Raw genomic sequence first — 14095 nt, 5'->3', positions numbered from 1 at the left:
CTCCTTGCTATTCGACCCGGACCGACGGGCGCGAAAGATAAGGGTCGTATCGGATCGAGATCTCCTGCCCCAGCGGCAGGTAATCGGTCAGCTTCAGTTCGAGTGCGCGAATGGATGCGACGTGGAACATGTGATGATGGGCGCCCATCTCGCCCTCGTCCTCGGCACGCAGCAGGTCCGAGGAGGTGAGGTCCAGCACCCCAGCCCCCGGCTCGCCGTAAAGCGCGGGTCGCAAGATGCAGTCGTCGCCCGCCTCGAACCACAGCCGGATGAAGTTCGGGTCGTCATCGGTGTTTGTGGGCGACTTGTCGGCGCCGCAATCGCCGAGTTCGGTCAGGCTCGGCACGCGCGAATAGCGGATGCAGGTGTCGTCGCCCGAACAATCCAGATCCACCATCGGCCCGTTGAAGATACAGTCCGACGCCCAGAGCCGCTCCAGTTCCGTACTCTCCATCACCGTGCAGTAGATGAGCTGGGCAAACCCCACTCCGCCGCTAAGCGCGTTGAACAGGCAGTCGGTTGCGGTGAGCGCCGGGTCGTCCGTCAGGTGATTCAACACCACCCGCTCTGCGGCGCAGCGGTTCATGGTCAGGCGGGTTTCCGGATCATCCAGCGTAAGCGCGCCGGTGAAGACCAGGTCGTGAAACAGGATGTCGGTGCCCGCCGGGATCGTCATGTTGCCCTCTACCACCAGCGTGTCGGGCAGGACGATCTCGCCGTCGATCATCAAGGCCCCAGCCGCTTCGTCGTCCAGCAACCCGAGCGCTTCGAAGACCTGTTGCGGTCCGAAGGGTTGCTGTGCGGTCTCGTCCGGGTCTATCTGGATATCTTCTACCGTGGGTGCGATCTCGCTGCCGTTCAGCTCGCTGGCGAAAAACCCCTCGGGCGGGCGGACATGGACGATGGTGCGGTTCGGATGGGGGCCGACGTCGCGGACCGTGGGTGCGCGCAGGTCGGGCGTGCGCAGCGAGGTATCGTCGTAGGCGCCAGGGAAGCAGGGCACTCCGCACCGGTTCCTGGGCCGCCAATGAAGGACGAGGGGCTCGATCTCGCGGCCGAAATCGTCGCGCTGTGGCACACGGACCGCGTAGAGCGGATTGGCGCCGTCCTCGTCGATCACTGCACGGTTCGCGTAGCGGATATCCGGTGTCCCTTGCGGCAGGCCGGGGGCGGCCATCAGGCTGCCGTCGCCCATCGAGGCGGACGGTGCGGTGAAGGGCGGCAGGGTCATGCGCGGCGTGGTCAGGGTGCGGCGCCAGCCCTCGACCACCACGGCCTCGGCCCCGCTGATCACGTCCGAAATCTCGTCGACGGCGGTCAGCGTTCCCTTGGACTTGTACCAGCCGACCGTCTCGTTCAGTTCCAGCCGCCGCGCCACCGGGTCGGGCGCGCGGAGCTCCGCGCCCACCATTTCGGCGAGGTATGGGATCAGCCATGCCTGGATCTCGCGGCCGTTATCCGTGGGTTCGGCAAAGGCGTCGGCATAGGCCTGTTCGGTCGTGCCGCGGATCAGGTCCAGCAGGTGACCGAAACCGTGGAGGTAGGCTTCCAGATCTCCCAACTCGCCCGGTTCGGGGGCCGGGTCCCGATAGCGATACTCCTCGGGCAATTCGCGGTAGAGAAGCTGGCCCGCACGGGATTTGAGGTCAGAAGGTTCCATCACATCGGCTCCACCTGCACGGTCATGTCGGCACCGGCGGTTTCCGGCGCCGCGAAGATGACCTGGTTCTCGAAGGGGAAGAAGGCCGAGGGCGCGCCGCCGGTCATTGCCGTGCGGCGGATGGCGGTCGCGGGCTGGACGGCGAAGCCGGGAACGGTTGCCGTTTCCACCCCCGCAACCCGCTCCAGCGCCGCTGCCACCTCGGAGATATAGGCGGGCTGGCCGAGACCCCGGCGCTCAAGTGCGAACTCGGCGATCAGCGCGGCCTGGGCCGCCGCCTGTATCTCCGTCTTGTCGCACTTCTCGATATCGACACGGATCTTGGCGGTGACGATCAGGCGAATTGCTCCGTAAGCCTCCAGATCAACCCGGATACCGGGCAAGGCGCGCGCCTCGACGAACTCCGTCAGGACCTCTCGCAAGGTGGGGCCGATGGTCCCGCCATTCGCCGGCACGATGACGATGGCCACGCGGCGTCCGGCACCCGGCTGAACCACCGGCCGCGCCCAGGCCTGCCAGACATCCGACCGGCGTCGGCAGAGTCGCTCGAAATCCTTCAGCGACACCGCCCGGCCATTCGCGGCCAGTCGCGCGGGCGCATTGACGCGTAGATCGCCGACCGGCTCGCGATCCGCGCCGCCCGTCGCCGCAAAAGGCTGCGTAAGAGCGCGCACGTAGCGATGCTTCTTCATCGGTTTGGCGAAGGCCCGCGCCGGAACCGCCCCCTTGGGGCCGACCCCGGTGCGGTAGCGGCTGACGACGACATTGTCCGTGCCCGTGGGCAGGCGGCGGCGGAAATGGACCAAGAGCCGCCCTTCCTCCGTCATCGACACCGCGTAACTTTCGGTGCCGTCCGCCGTCGGGTCGATCAGGTCGCGATAGGACCAACGCACTCCGTCAACGGAGATGTCCATGTCCGGCGCCACGCCGGTTTCCGCCACCGTCGAGGGTATGAAACTGACCTCGCGCGCACCGAGGGGGAAACGCTGCGCGGCCTTCTCGGCGTCGCCCGATCCAAGGACCTTGGGACTCTTCGTTTCACCGTGGCTGCACTCGACCGCGTTGAGGTTCAGGGTGGTCCAGCCCTTGAGAAAACCTGACAGGCCGTCGGCGGGCTCGAACAACAGTTGCAACGCCCCCGAGACCTCCACCGCTTCGACCAGGACGGCGCGAACCGGCGGAATCAGGTCGCGCTCGTCCTCCACAAGGCAGGGTTTTCCCAGCCGGATCAGTTCCCGTGCGGGGGCGGCCATGGGCAGGAGCATGATCTCGGATCCGTCGAAGGCCGGGGTTGGGTTACGATCGTGGTCCACGGGGCGAAGGCTGCGCATCATCGGGCCGTGAAAGTCATGCGCATCTGGTCGGAAAAGATCGAGATCGTCCGCCACCAGGTCCGAGAACTGGACCGTGTAGCCGTCGGCCGTCACTGCGACACCGGCAACCGTCAGCGGCGCGTCGAACCCGGATACTCCGTGATCTTCCGGATCGCCCGTCCTCTTCCGGGCCCGCCGGTAGTATACCGCTCCCACAGCCAGCGATTTCGGCGGCTTCCCGAGGAAGCTGACCGGGGCCGCCTGCGGATCGTCGTCCTCCAGGACCGGCGGGGGCATCGCGACCACGATCGCGGCCTCGCGCTTGGACCCTTCGCTGTCCTGGGTCGAATCGGCGAACAGGTTTCCAACCGCATCCGTGATGTTGCTGACATCGACGCCGAGAACCCTGTTCAGCTCGTCGCCATCCTCATTCTTCGCGTATTCGTAGCTGCCCTTGGCATGCTTCAACTCACCGTCCTCTGTCAGGTAGTTGAACCAGAGACCGAGGAAGACTGGTACCAGCACGCCCGGACCTGCCCGACCAGCCGGGACGAGGGTCTCGATGATGACCTTGGCCCCATGCGCCAGGACATAGTCGTCCGCCACGTCGAGCTTCAGATGGCCATCGGCATTGCCTAGGACCGGGCATTTGATCGAGTTCGTTCCGTCATGCAGCCTGATGATCGACGCAATCGGATAATTCGATGACGTTTCGAGCTTCACGACGAGGACACCCTTCGTGGACCTCGGTGAGCCCCGTGTCACGGCCTTCGCGCCGAGATGCAGGAGGGCACTGCCCCGGGTCGGCATCGGTCCTGCCGCGTCCAGCGTGATATCCGCGACTCCGGTCTCCTCGTTTCGCTCGGCGCGCATGACCGCCACCGCCTGTGAGGCGCCGGAACCGGCCAGCACTGCCACCGAGCCGGGCGCGATATCGGCCTCGGAGTCATCGATCCAGTCATCCCTGTTCTGCAGCGTATCGGGATCGCTGTTCCACCCGATCGCCCGGGCAGCGTTCAGATCGGGGTGAACCTTGATCGGCTGCAGCGTCTCGAAGAGGACGGGTGCGCCGCCCTCGGGCGGCGTGTATTTCATCGCCAGCCCGCCGCCGATTTCCACGGGTTTTCCGTCATCCGTCGGCTCGACGATCAATCCCACCGTAGTCACGGCCGAGGTCGGCGGCGCCGGCTGGTAATTGACCATCGAGGTCAGCCTCACGAGGTTCTCCCACTGGCTCGCGGTCCGCAGATACCCCTCGTTCGCGTATGCGTTCAGATGACCGAGCAGCACATGGGACGCCCGTGCCGCCGCGCGCATGATCTCCCAGCCGTAGTCACCGCTGTTCAACGCATATTGGTCCAGTAGCCGGGCATTGCGCCGCCGCGCAGTCTCGGGCCGGTCGGGGAACGCACGGGCCAGGGTTTTCCAGAGAAGCGCCTCTACGAAGGCCTCTCGTTCTGCCGGATCCGGCCATTGGTCCATGTCCAGGGAGAAGCGACCGCGCCAGGTTTCGGGGAGGCGCTCCTCCATCTCCGCGCCACGGGCGACCAGCCCCATCATGGCGATCCGGAGTTCTTCGAGCCAGACCGCCGCGTCCCCATCGACATACTCGAACCGCGGTAGCCCCGCCCTGTTCCAGCGTGTGAGATCCGCAAGCTTGTCCAGGCGGTCCGGGTTGTCGTTCATCCGGTCTCTCCCCCATTGACGATCAGGCGGAAATAGCCCTTCTCCGGCTCACCGCGGATGTTCAGGCAGCGGACGTATTCATCGGCCTCGACCGGTATGAAGCCCTGCGCGCTGCGGCCTGGCCAGCCGGAGCCCACACGCTTGAACCGGTTGAGACAGGCCACCGCAACGCCATCGACGGCCATGGCCACCTCGATGATGTCGGAGGCAAACAGGTCGTCGCCGAAATCGAGCCGCCCGGGCTCGAAGAAGCCGCCTTCATCTGCGGAAAAGACATCGGCCAGCGCCTGCTTCATCTCCGAGCGGAAGTAGCCGGGCTTGGCGCGTATAGAGAGGGTGAAGGTGATGGCGGCAGGCTTCGCATCCTCCAGCACCACCTCCGCCCCGATCATCCTGCGCAATTCGATCAGCGACCTCAGGAGATGCCGGGGCGTGACGGGCCCGCCGGCAGTCGGCAGAGGGATATTCTGGTCGTGGTGAAAATCCTCGATCCGCCGCCAGACGAGGTCGGCCTCCCCGCCCTCCTCCGGAAGCGGCAGCGGCTCGTCCAGGCTACGGTCGGCCTCCAGCAGGGCGGAGACGAGGATGGTGTTCCACGCCCCCGTCCAGACAAGTCGCGCCTGCGCACGGGCGACGAGCGGATGGGCGGACATCGCTGTCTCATGGTCATCGAGCGTCACCATCCGGCGCTGTTCGGCGATCAGGCGCGGACCTTCGGCGCGCGCGGCCTCCATCACTCCCGGCTCCAGCCGCCACAGACGTTCTACCTGTTCCTCGCGTGTCTCGGTCACCCCCTCGGGCGGGGGCGGCAGGCGGTCCAGCACCTCGTCGCGCACCCGTTCGGCGGCGTCGTAGCCGATCAGCTTCAGCAGCCTGCGGACCGATGGCGGGCGCCGCGCCGTGGCCAAGTACCTTTCGCCCTGCACCGCATCCAGCGCGTGCGAGGCGCGGTCGAAGGCGGCGGCCAGAAGCTCGACGATGACCACTTCCATGTCGGCCGGCGTCCAGCGGCGGCGGGCCGGGAAGCGATGCGCCAGTTCTTGCATCAGGAAAAGCCGCAGGCTGTCGTAGTCGCGGGCCTTCCAGTCGAAATCGTCCGGAACACCGGGCAGCGGCGGCGGAAGCACAGCGCGACGCTCGCCGCAATCGGGGCAACCGCGATCGAATTCGAGCTTGGGGGGGGGAAGCTCTGCCATGATCTTGATGCCCGCTTCACAAGGTGAAGCTGAGGCTCTCCTCCTTCTGCAACGCTGCGAGGGTGTAGGTGATGCTGACCAGAAGGACCTCGGGCTCGTTCGGACCCGGCCCAACCTCCACCTTCAACGTCTTGGGATCGACTTCGCCCGCCAGCGCCTCGGCCAGCGATCCGAACAACCGGTTGCGCGCCAGCTCCCACAAAGGCGCAGCGTTGGGTTCGAACACATGCCTGCGCGCGCCGAAGCCGAATTCGGGGCGGAAGACACGCTCGCCGGGACTGGTGAACAACACCTGCATCACCTGCTCACGGATATGGTCCATCCGCGTGGATGTGGCCGGGCCCGCGCGCTCCAGCCGGAATGGGAACTTCATGTAGGCCACGCGCGGCAGCCGGGTGTCGTGCTGCACCGTCATGACGCCCCCGTCTTGATGGTCAGCGCGGCAGGCGTCAGCGGCACCAGCGGCGGGCCCGAGGGTGAACCGGGCGCCGTGCAGGGATGCGTGTGCGAATTGAACATCGCCATGAAGGTCTGCCCCTTGATCAGCGGCTCGCCACCCGCCCCGCCCAGGCTGACCGACTGTCCCTCGATCTTGACGGTGGTGCCCTTGACCTCGACGCCGCCCGCGGTCGTGACGATCTCGTTCCCGGCCGCGTCGGCGCAGGCGATGCCCGACGATGACAGCGTGATCGAGTTGCCGTTGGCATCCTCGATGACGATCTCGCCCGCCGCCGTGTCGATGGTGACATGGGCGCCTGAGGCGTCGGTCAGGGCCAAGGATCCCTCGTGGTTCAACTCGACCACCGCATCGGCGGCGGAATGGAGCGTGACCTTCTCCGCTCCGTCCGTATCATCAAAGACCAGCCGATGGCCGCTTTCTGTCTTCCAGACCTTGGTTTCCTGACCGGCATGTTCTTCGGGTACCTCGGCGGCCGTGCGCCACAGCGCCCCTGTCCAGATCGGCGCCGAGGCGTCGCCTTCGAGAAATTCGACCAGGACCGCGCTGTCGACCGGCGGCACCGCGACGAAGCCGAAGGCCGCGCCCCCGCCATAGGGGAAGGCCGGTTCGGCCCATTGCGATTCACTCTCGCCCAGCACGGACGGCACCGTCACCTTCACCCGGCCCCGGTTTTCCGGATCGTCGGTATTCGTCACGAAGCCACGGTACTTGCCCCAGTATTTCGTGGCCTGCCGGCGAGCGACATCTTCGAGAAGCTGAAATTCGTCCATCGCACTCTCCTCAGAACAGGCCACCCAGGGCCGAGGCCGCGCCGCTCAGCGGGCTGGTTGGCGCGGCGCTTTCGCCGGTGGCGTTCCGCATCACGTCGAACGTCTGGGTATAGCCTTCGGTGTTGAAGGCATGGGACACCTTGTCGACGTAATAGAGGCCGCCGTATCGCCTCCCCGGCCCGTCAATGGTCACCAGCGCGCCGGGCAGAAGGACATGGCCATAGAGCGAGCCGTCCAACTCGCCCGAGCCGCGCAGCTTGAAGGCATGCTCGTTGACCAGCGCCCGGGCGCGGGCGGTGCGTTCCTCGACCGTCTCGTCGCCTTCCGCCCCCACCCGCCAGACCGACGGCGCGCCCAGACCGGCGCCCTCCGCCCCGGCGGGCGTCGTGCCCAGGACCGGCTCGTCCGGGATCAGCGTGATGACCTCGGGCGTCGAGCCTTCCTCGCGCGGAGCCTGGTCGGCACGGACCCGGTCGGGACTATCCCCGGCATCGCCAAGGTTGAAGGTCCGGCAATTCGTGTCCCGTCCGGCATAGACCATGATCGGCGCCTGGGGCGTGCCATCCAGCCGCTTGGGGCCGAAATAGACCTGGCCTTCGCGGAAGATCAGTTCATACCCGTTCGCCCGGGCGCGTTCGCGCAGGAACTGGATCGGGGTTCCCTCCTGCGACAGCGCGCGGCTGGACTGCCCCTGCCCCGACATCGGATCGACGGCCAGATCGACGCCCGAGGCCAGCTCGCGCAGGATCTCGAGGTCAGGCATGGGCGTGTCCTCGCCCCAGACCCGGCGCATCTGTTCGCGTGACAGGATCGCGCTTTCGTCCTGCACCTCCAATGTCAGCTTGGCCTCCGCGGCGTTGCCGGGATATTCGGGGCTCAACCGCAGGATGTAGCCGGTGAGGATCACGTCCTGGCGCGTGCCGAAATCGGCGCTGATTCGGACCGGCGCCCAGCGGGTAAATAGCCCGCTATCGGCCGCCACCCATTTGCCGTCGCTGCCGCGCCGGTCCTCGATGACGATGGTGCCTGTCCCGGCCTCTTCGCGGCTCATCTGCAGATCGACCGTCGCCACTAGGGGCGCGATGGCGCCGATGTTCTGATAGCCCGCCCCCGCCTCGATCAGGCAGGAGGCCGGGTTGCGGAAGCCCGGGTCCAGAAGCCCGCCGATGGCAGAGAGCGAAAGCATCAGCCCGCCTCCCCGCGCCTGGGCACGATGATGACGTGGCCGATACGTTCGCGGCCGTTCTCATCCATCGTGCCACGATCGGTCATGTCGCCGTCCTCGTCATAGGCCCGCGGGCGCGTGTCCCACAGAAGGTCCTCGGGAAACAGGATGTCGGGGTTTGCCTCCACCAGCCAGCGCCAATCCCGGCTTTCCGAGTAATACTCATGCGCCACGCTATCGAGCCGCTCCTTCAGCGACACGGTATGTTCCAGGACCGGATCGGGATGTCGTATGCGTCGGGCGCGCAGGCCGCGGAAGACCTCCGCAGCTGTTTCCGACCGCTCGAATAGCGGGGTGAACTCGTAGTCCGATCCCTTGAAGAAAGCCATTCCCCGCCTCCATCAGAACCCAGTCGCGGCGTTCAGGGCAGTCATCGCGGTCTGACGCACCTTGTCGGCCATGGTGAAGGGATTGTTACTCTCGATGACCTGCATCGTCAGGCCCATCTCCGCGCGGTAGGGCATCAGGTTCGGCAGGTGCAGCGCCTCCTTCTGGGTCACCCCGGTCAGGAAGACCGGCAGCAGTTGTAACCCCCAGGCGAAGATCAGGACCGAGGCCGTTTCCTGCCGCTCGAAGGCGCGCGCGCCGCCGATCCCGAGGCTGGACAGGGTCTGCAGGCCCCCAGGTCCTTGCGATTTCGGCTCCACCATCGAGCGTAGCGTGTCGATCTGCGGCTGCACCCCGAACATCGCGGCCACATCGTTGCCCGCGGCCATCCTGTCGGTGGCATCGAGGAGGATATCGATGGAAAACCCCTCGGCGGCCAGTTCGACGCCCTGCGCAACGCGTGTGGTCTCCAGCGGAGAAAGAAAGTCGTAGCCGGTGCGGTTGCCGGGTGCGTCGCCGGTCTTGATCGTCACCGTGCGCGAACGCGAGATCGACTGCGGGTTGAAGTCGAAGACCAGCGCCAGCGGAGGGATCGACAGCCCGTATTCGAATAGCACGCCCTTGGTCGCCACCGCCATCAGCCCCTCCCCCTCGTGCTGGTGGCAACGCCCCGCCCGACGGCGGCGGCGAGCCCGTAGCCCGAGGTGCCGCGCCCCTCGACCGTGACCGACAGGCGGCGCGGCGCCTCGTCACCCAGTTGCGCAGCCGCCTCGCGCGCGATGCGCCGTGCCTCGTGTTCCGCCAGGTGGCGCAGGCGCGGCGGCAGGGTGACGGTCATGCGGCGGATGCGGGTCATGCGTCCTCCTCCAGGTGTGTGGCCAGCGCGCCGATCTCGCTGCGGCGGATCTGGCGATTCTCCTTGCCCAATTCTGCCCAGATGGCTCGGGCGAGGTGACAGGGGGCGATGGGCGCGTCCTGCTCGGCGGCCAGGACGGCGGCATAGTGCGCCGCGTTGAGGATCGCGCCGCCCGACAGCCGCGTGGCCCCCGCCAGCATCTCCACGTCCAGCGTCGCGCAGCGCGGCGCGCCCGGCGGCAGCAGGGTGGACCACAGCGCCGCACGCGCGTCCGCATCCGGCGACGGGAAGTCGATCACCATCTGGAAGCGGCGCAGGAAGGCCGGATCGATATTGGCGCGCAGGTTGGTCGTCAGGATTACCGGCCCCGCATGCCGCTCGAGGCGCGACAGCAGGTGGCTGACCTCCAGGTTGGCGTACCGGTCGCGGGCATCGGTGACCTCGCCGCGCTTGCCCAGCAGCCCGTCGGCCTCGTCGATCTGCAGGATCGCGCACTTGCCGTCCAGCGCGTCGAGCAGGCGGTTCAGGTTCTCCTCCGTCTCGCCCACATATTTCGACATGATCCGGCCCAGGTCGAGCGTGTAGAGCGCCCAGGGTCTGCCCGTCGCCTCGGCAAGTTCCCCGGCGATGACCACGGCGGCGAAGCTCTTGCCCGTCCCCGACGCGCCGGAAAACAGCGCCAGCGGCCCGCCCACTCCACGTCCTCCCCAGTCGGCGATCTGGTCGCGCCGCTTCAGCCAGGCGGTGAAGTCGCGCAAGGACCGCATCGTCTTGTCGGGAAGGACAAGATCCGGCCATCGCCCCCTGCGGGTTTCCAGATTGGCCCCCGGCGGCGCGGTGACCTCGCCCGAGCGTGTCAGCACGGCACGCTGCGCGACGGGCGTCGGCTGGATCATCTGATAGGGACCCTCGCCGGTGACACGCACGAGCCCCGCGGCGACGAGCGGCGCGGTCGCGTCCAGCCGGTTGTAGAGCACGCCAATCTCGGCCCCGTCATCGAGCATCAGCAGTTCCTGGGCCAGGGCAAGGCTCGGCCAGGGCGCGTTCACCTGCGGCTGCAGCGATTGCAGGCGGGGACCGTAAGCCGGGCGCGCCACCGGGGCCAGCGCCAGCGCCAGGAGATCGAGGTCGAACTGCAGGAATCCACGCAGCAGGCCGGGGTCGACCAGCGAGGCAAGACCGGCCCAGACGCCGCGTCCGCGGTTCTCCGCCACGGCCGTGCCGGCCTCGGCGAACCCCTTCGAGAACGCCTCGCCGATCTCGGCCCCGTTGCGCATCGCCTCCGCCAGCGTCAGCATCATGCCGATCCGGGCCCATTCCATGTCGAGGCCGCGAAGGTCGAAGTCCGTGCTTTCCTGCTGACAGGTCATCGCCACCTCATGTCACGGTCAGGGTCAGGGCGTTACCGAAGGGACTATCCGGCACGGGCGCCCCGCTGGCCGCCGGCTGTGCCCGCACTGTCCCGGTGACCGCGCTGGCCGGGACCGCTAGCGTCAGCACCGCCTGTGCGTCCGGGTCGTCGAGCAGGGGAGCGCCGACGGGAATGATCTGCACTGCCTGCGGGCTCTCGCTGTCGTCACCCAGTCGCCAGATCACCTGCAGCGCCGCCTCGCCCCCAGCCGGTCCCGCCACGGCCACGGTCGCGTCGGTCGCCGTTCCCGGCACCGAGATCGCGTTGATGAGCGTGCCCCCCACGACGAACATCTGCACCGGCGTCCAATTCACCGGCGGTGGCGTCACGCCATCGCCCACTGGCGCGGCGTGGCTATCGGGCCCCATATCCTGGAAACCCGCCCGCGCCCTCGCTAAGTTCGGCAGGGTGTCGATGATCAGCGTCTCGGGCGGCGCGGCCATGTCCCTGGGCTCCAGCGGCTCGATCGGGATCAGGGCGAACTCGTAGACCGCCGACAGCCGATAAGCCAGCTCGCCCCCCTGCGTCGTCCAGATATGGTTGATCTCCTCCATCGGCGGGGCCTGCATGATCGCCTCGAGCCGATACTCCTTGCGGTCGGGCGGCTCGGTGATCGCCGCGCCGGGCAGCGGCTCCTCGGTGGCGATCGGCAGGACGGGATGGCTTTGCAGGGCCCGGATGGCATGGCCGAGGATCCGCATGTCGGCATCGTCGGTGGCGTTGTCGATATCCGCCGGGAACGGTGTCAGCAGCGTGTTGATACGGATGAACTGAGTCTGGTCGGCACCGAGATCGGCGTGGAAGCCCGAGGGCGCCACCCGATAGGCGAAGATGTTCAGGACATGGGCCGTCACCCCTGCCCCGCGCGCGATCTCCGAGGCGCGCTGCGGATGCGCCACCGTGATCGTCACCTCCTCCCCGAAATGGCTGTCGAGAAAATCGGCGATGCCCTGCACCGCGACCGAGAGGGACGAGACTGGAACCGGCATCGGGTCAGAGCCTCCTGAGGTAACGCGCGCGGATGGCGCGGCTGCGGTCGGCATTCCGCCCCGCGCCGGGCGCGGCGGCGGGTTCGTGGATCAGCACGTCGAGCTGGTCGATATGGACATCGGGGCGTTTGAAGCGGTCACCGTGCGGTGGCTCGATCGGCGGCGTTCCCGGCATCGCGACGGGATCGAAGGCCGGTGGCAGCGCCGGCGGCGTCCCGTCCGCCACCGCATCCTCACGGCGCAGCGCGGTAAGGGTGGAAGGCTCCTCCTCCTCGCGCATCTCCTCGGGGAAGGGCGCAGTCTCCGGGTCAAGTCCAAGCCGCGATCCGGCACGGCGGAGCATCTGAACGGGCCCCTCTTCCTCCTCCGTCTGGCGCCGGAGGGCTAGCATTTCGTCCTCTTCTTCCGACTCCCGGCGCAGGGCCTGCATCTCCTCCTCGTCCTCCGACTCCCGGCGCAGGGCCTGCATCTCCTCCTCGTCCTCCGACTCCCGGCGCAGGGCCTGCATCTCCTCCTCGTCCTCGGGCTGCCGGCGCAGGGCCTGCATTTCCTCCTCTTCTTCCTCGGCCTGACGACGCAGGGGGCGAGCGTCTCGCTCCTCCTCTCGCTCCGCGCAGCGGAGCATCTGCACGGGCTCATCTTCCTCCTCCGCCCGACGTCGGAGGGCGTGCCTCTCATCCTCTTCCTCCGGCTGCCGCCGCAGGGCCTGCATCTTGTCCTCTTCCTCCTGCGGCTGGCGGCGAACCGCCTGACGTTCAGCGTCCTGCTCGGTCTCCGCGGTCGCCGCACGGCGAACGATGCCCTTCGGCGCAATGCCGGTGCGGGACGGCGCGGACCGTGCAGCAAGGCGGGCCAGGAAGCTCATGAGACCCGCCTCCCTCGTGACGGCGGCGTACCCCGTTCGGCGCGGATCAGCTCGGCATAGGCGCGGCGGCGGGCAACCGGAAGATCAAGGATCTCGGGTTCAGTCCAGCGATAGGCGGACGCGATCAAGTGAACCTCGCGCAGGGGCGTCTCGACACCTGGAAACGCGAAGGTCAGCGGATCGATCCGGGCGTGACTGGCCGCCCCGCAATAGGGACAAACCGCGTCGACGCTGTCCGCGACATCGGGCGAGACCGCCTCCAGTGCTGCGTCGATCCGTGCAAGGTCGTGAAGGTCGAACCGGATCGCCTCGGCCTCTGCCGCCTCCGACAGCCCACAGAGCGCAGCAAAGACCCGACGCGGATCTTCGACGTCGCGCATGCCCGCCAGCGCCTCCTCGTGGCCGCCATTCGGGGCCTCGAAACGGCGGTGCCCGAGACTCGTGGAAACCTCCGCGACGGGGAAACCCGGTCCCGCATCGGCGCGCGGGGTGTCGGTCAGGGAAAGACGCAGGTCGAAACGCGCACCGCAGGCCTCGCACGGTGCTTCATACCATTCCCACTGGCCATGGAACCTCAGGGCCGCGCGCTGGAGCAGCCATTCCCGCCCCGCCGCTGAGACCCGCCTCGCCGTTCCCCGATCCGCGGAGACCTCCCCGAACCCGGCACAGAGCGCCGCCAGGATCGTCGTGACCCGCGCCGGTCGCGAACCTGCGCTGCCCGCCGCCTCGGCCACGGCAAGTTCGGCATGCCCGTCCAGCGCGCGATAGCGCGCTGGCGGATATGCCCTGGCCAGGGTTTCGGGGGCCCGGTCCATGACGGATCAGGTCTCTGACGGCTCGGCCACGGCCTCGTCCCGGACGAAACCTTCATGCTGCAACGTGATGGTCTGGATACCCACGGTGTTCATGTTGTTGGCATCGAACTCGGGCAGCGCCTGGAACTCGGACACCCAGGCGCGGCGCAGCTGGTAGCTGATCGCCGGCACGCCCTGCAGGTTCAGCACGTTGATCACGACGTCGCGGCGGTAGTTCACGAGGCTCATCCCCGCGTCACCGTCTCGAACGTTGTTCACGGCATTGGCCCACTCCTCGAAGATGGGATCGTGGGTCAGGCCCTGTTCCAACGCAACGGCCTCGAAGCTCGACCCGCCCGGGATCACTCTCTGGTAGGAGGGATCTCCTGCGGAGCGCCACTTTACCGCCTCGGTGGTGCGTTTCAGCGCGCCCATCTTGGTCAGACCGGCGACGGTCTTGCCGTTGATGACGATCTGGAACTTGAAGGTGCGATACGGATCATAGCGATGCGCATTCGCGGGAAAGGTTGGGGCAGGCATTGG

Annotated in this window: 14 protein-coding genes; all 14 read right to left on the bottom strand. The window is 67.5% G+C overall.

The genetic code is table 11. The features are described from left to right. Window positions 1-7: 7 nt before the first annotated feature. From QLQ86_RS06325 to QLQ86_RS06260, 14 genes are read right to left on the bottom strand one after another with little or no spacing between them, the layout of a single operon-like run. Entirely contained in the window at window positions 8-1660 is a 1653-nt protein-coding gene (locus QLQ86_RS06325; RefSeq protein WP_282816272.1) for a hypothetical protein, read from the bottom strand. Continuing rightward, window positions 1660-4659 (bottom strand): baseplate J/gp47 family protein, encoded by a 3000-nt coding sequence (locus QLQ86_RS06320; protein ID WP_282816271.1) that lies wholly within the window; start codon window positions 4657-4659, stop codon window positions 1660-1662. The genes QLQ86_RS06325 and QLQ86_RS06320 overlap by 1 nt, the downstream gene beginning before the upstream one ends. Next, a complete protein-coding gene (locus QLQ86_RS06315) occupies window positions 4656-5855 on the bottom strand; it encodes a baseplate J/gp47 family protein (protein WP_282816270.1) in 1200 nt (399 codons plus the stop codon). Before QLQ86_RS06315 ends, QLQ86_RS06320 begins: the two co-directional genes overlap by 4 nt. A 16-nt stretch (window positions 5856-5871) precedes the next feature. Beyond that, window positions 5872-6270 carry a GPW/gp25 family protein gene (locus QLQ86_RS06310; protein WP_282816269.1) on the bottom strand — a complete coding sequence of 133 codons (399 nt, stop codon included), beginning with the start codon at window positions 6268-6270 and terminating at the stop codon, window positions 5872-5874. Then, window positions 6267-7085, bottom strand: coding sequence for a phage baseplate assembly protein V (locus QLQ86_RS06305; RefSeq protein ID WP_282816268.1), 819 nt, complete (start codon window positions 7083-7085; stop codon window positions 6267-6269). The genes QLQ86_RS06310 and QLQ86_RS06305 overlap by 4 nt, the downstream gene beginning before the upstream one ends. A 10-nt stretch (window positions 7086-7095) precedes the next feature. Then, on the bottom strand, window positions 7096-8271 hold the full coding sequence (locus tag QLQ86_RS06300) for a phage late control D family protein (RefSeq protein ID WP_282816267.1): 1176 nt from the start codon (window positions 8269-8271) through the stop codon (window positions 7096-7098). Next, on the bottom strand, window positions 8271-8639 hold the full coding sequence (locus QLQ86_RS06295; protein WP_282816266.1) for a hypothetical protein: 369 nt from the start codon (window positions 8637-8639) through the stop codon (window positions 8271-8273). Before QLQ86_RS06295 ends, QLQ86_RS06300 begins: the two co-directional genes overlap by 1 nt. A gap of 12 nt (window positions 8640-8651) precedes the next feature. Next, window positions 8652-9275, bottom strand: a complete 624-nt coding sequence (locus tag QLQ86_RS06290; protein WP_282816265.1) for a hypothetical protein — start codon at window positions 9273-9275, stop codon at window positions 8652-8654. After that, window positions 9275-9493 (bottom strand): hypothetical protein, encoded by a 219-nt coding sequence (locus QLQ86_RS06285; RefSeq protein ID WP_282816264.1) that lies wholly within the window; start codon window positions 9491-9493, stop codon window positions 9275-9277. Before QLQ86_RS06285 ends, QLQ86_RS06290 begins: the two co-directional genes overlap by 1 nt. Next, on the bottom strand, window positions 9490-10863 hold the full coding sequence (locus tag QLQ86_RS06280) for an ATP-binding protein (RefSeq protein ID WP_282816263.1): 1374 nt from the start codon (window positions 10861-10863) through the stop codon (window positions 9490-9492). Before QLQ86_RS06280 ends, QLQ86_RS06285 begins: the two co-directional genes overlap by 4 nt. 7 nt (window positions 10864-10870) lie before the next feature. Further along, window positions 10871-11893 carry a Pvc16 family protein gene (locus tag QLQ86_RS06275; protein WP_282816262.1) on the bottom strand — a complete coding sequence of 341 codons (1023 nt, stop codon included), beginning with the start codon at window positions 11891-11893 and terminating at the stop codon, window positions 10871-10873. A gap of 4 nt (window positions 11894-11897) precedes the next feature. Next, a complete protein-coding gene (locus QLQ86_RS06270) occupies window positions 11898-12758 on the bottom strand; it encodes a hypothetical protein (RefSeq protein ID WP_282816261.1) in 861 nt (286 codons plus the stop codon). Beyond that, entirely contained in the window at window positions 12755-13573 is an 819-nt protein-coding gene (locus QLQ86_RS06265; RefSeq protein ID WP_282816260.1) for a hypothetical protein, read from the bottom strand. Before QLQ86_RS06265 ends, QLQ86_RS06270 begins: the two co-directional genes overlap by 4 nt. A gap of 6 nt (window positions 13574-13579) precedes the next feature. Continuing rightward, window positions 13580-14092 carry a phage tail protein gene (locus tag QLQ86_RS06260; protein WP_282816259.1) on the bottom strand — a complete coding sequence of 171 codons (513 nt, stop codon included), beginning with the start codon at window positions 14090-14092 and terminating at the stop codon, window positions 13580-13582. Between the last annotated feature and the right edge of the window lie 3 nt (window positions 14093-14095).

Origin of the sequence: Halomonas rhizosphaerae, from assembly GCF_030012485.1 — a bacterium.
Lineage (GTDB): Bacteria > Pseudomonadota > Gammaproteobacteria > Pseudomonadales > Halomonadaceae > Halomonas > Halomonas rhizosphaerae.
Note: the sequence above shows the minus strand (reverse complement) of the source record. Positions and strands in the feature narration are given on the sequence as shown.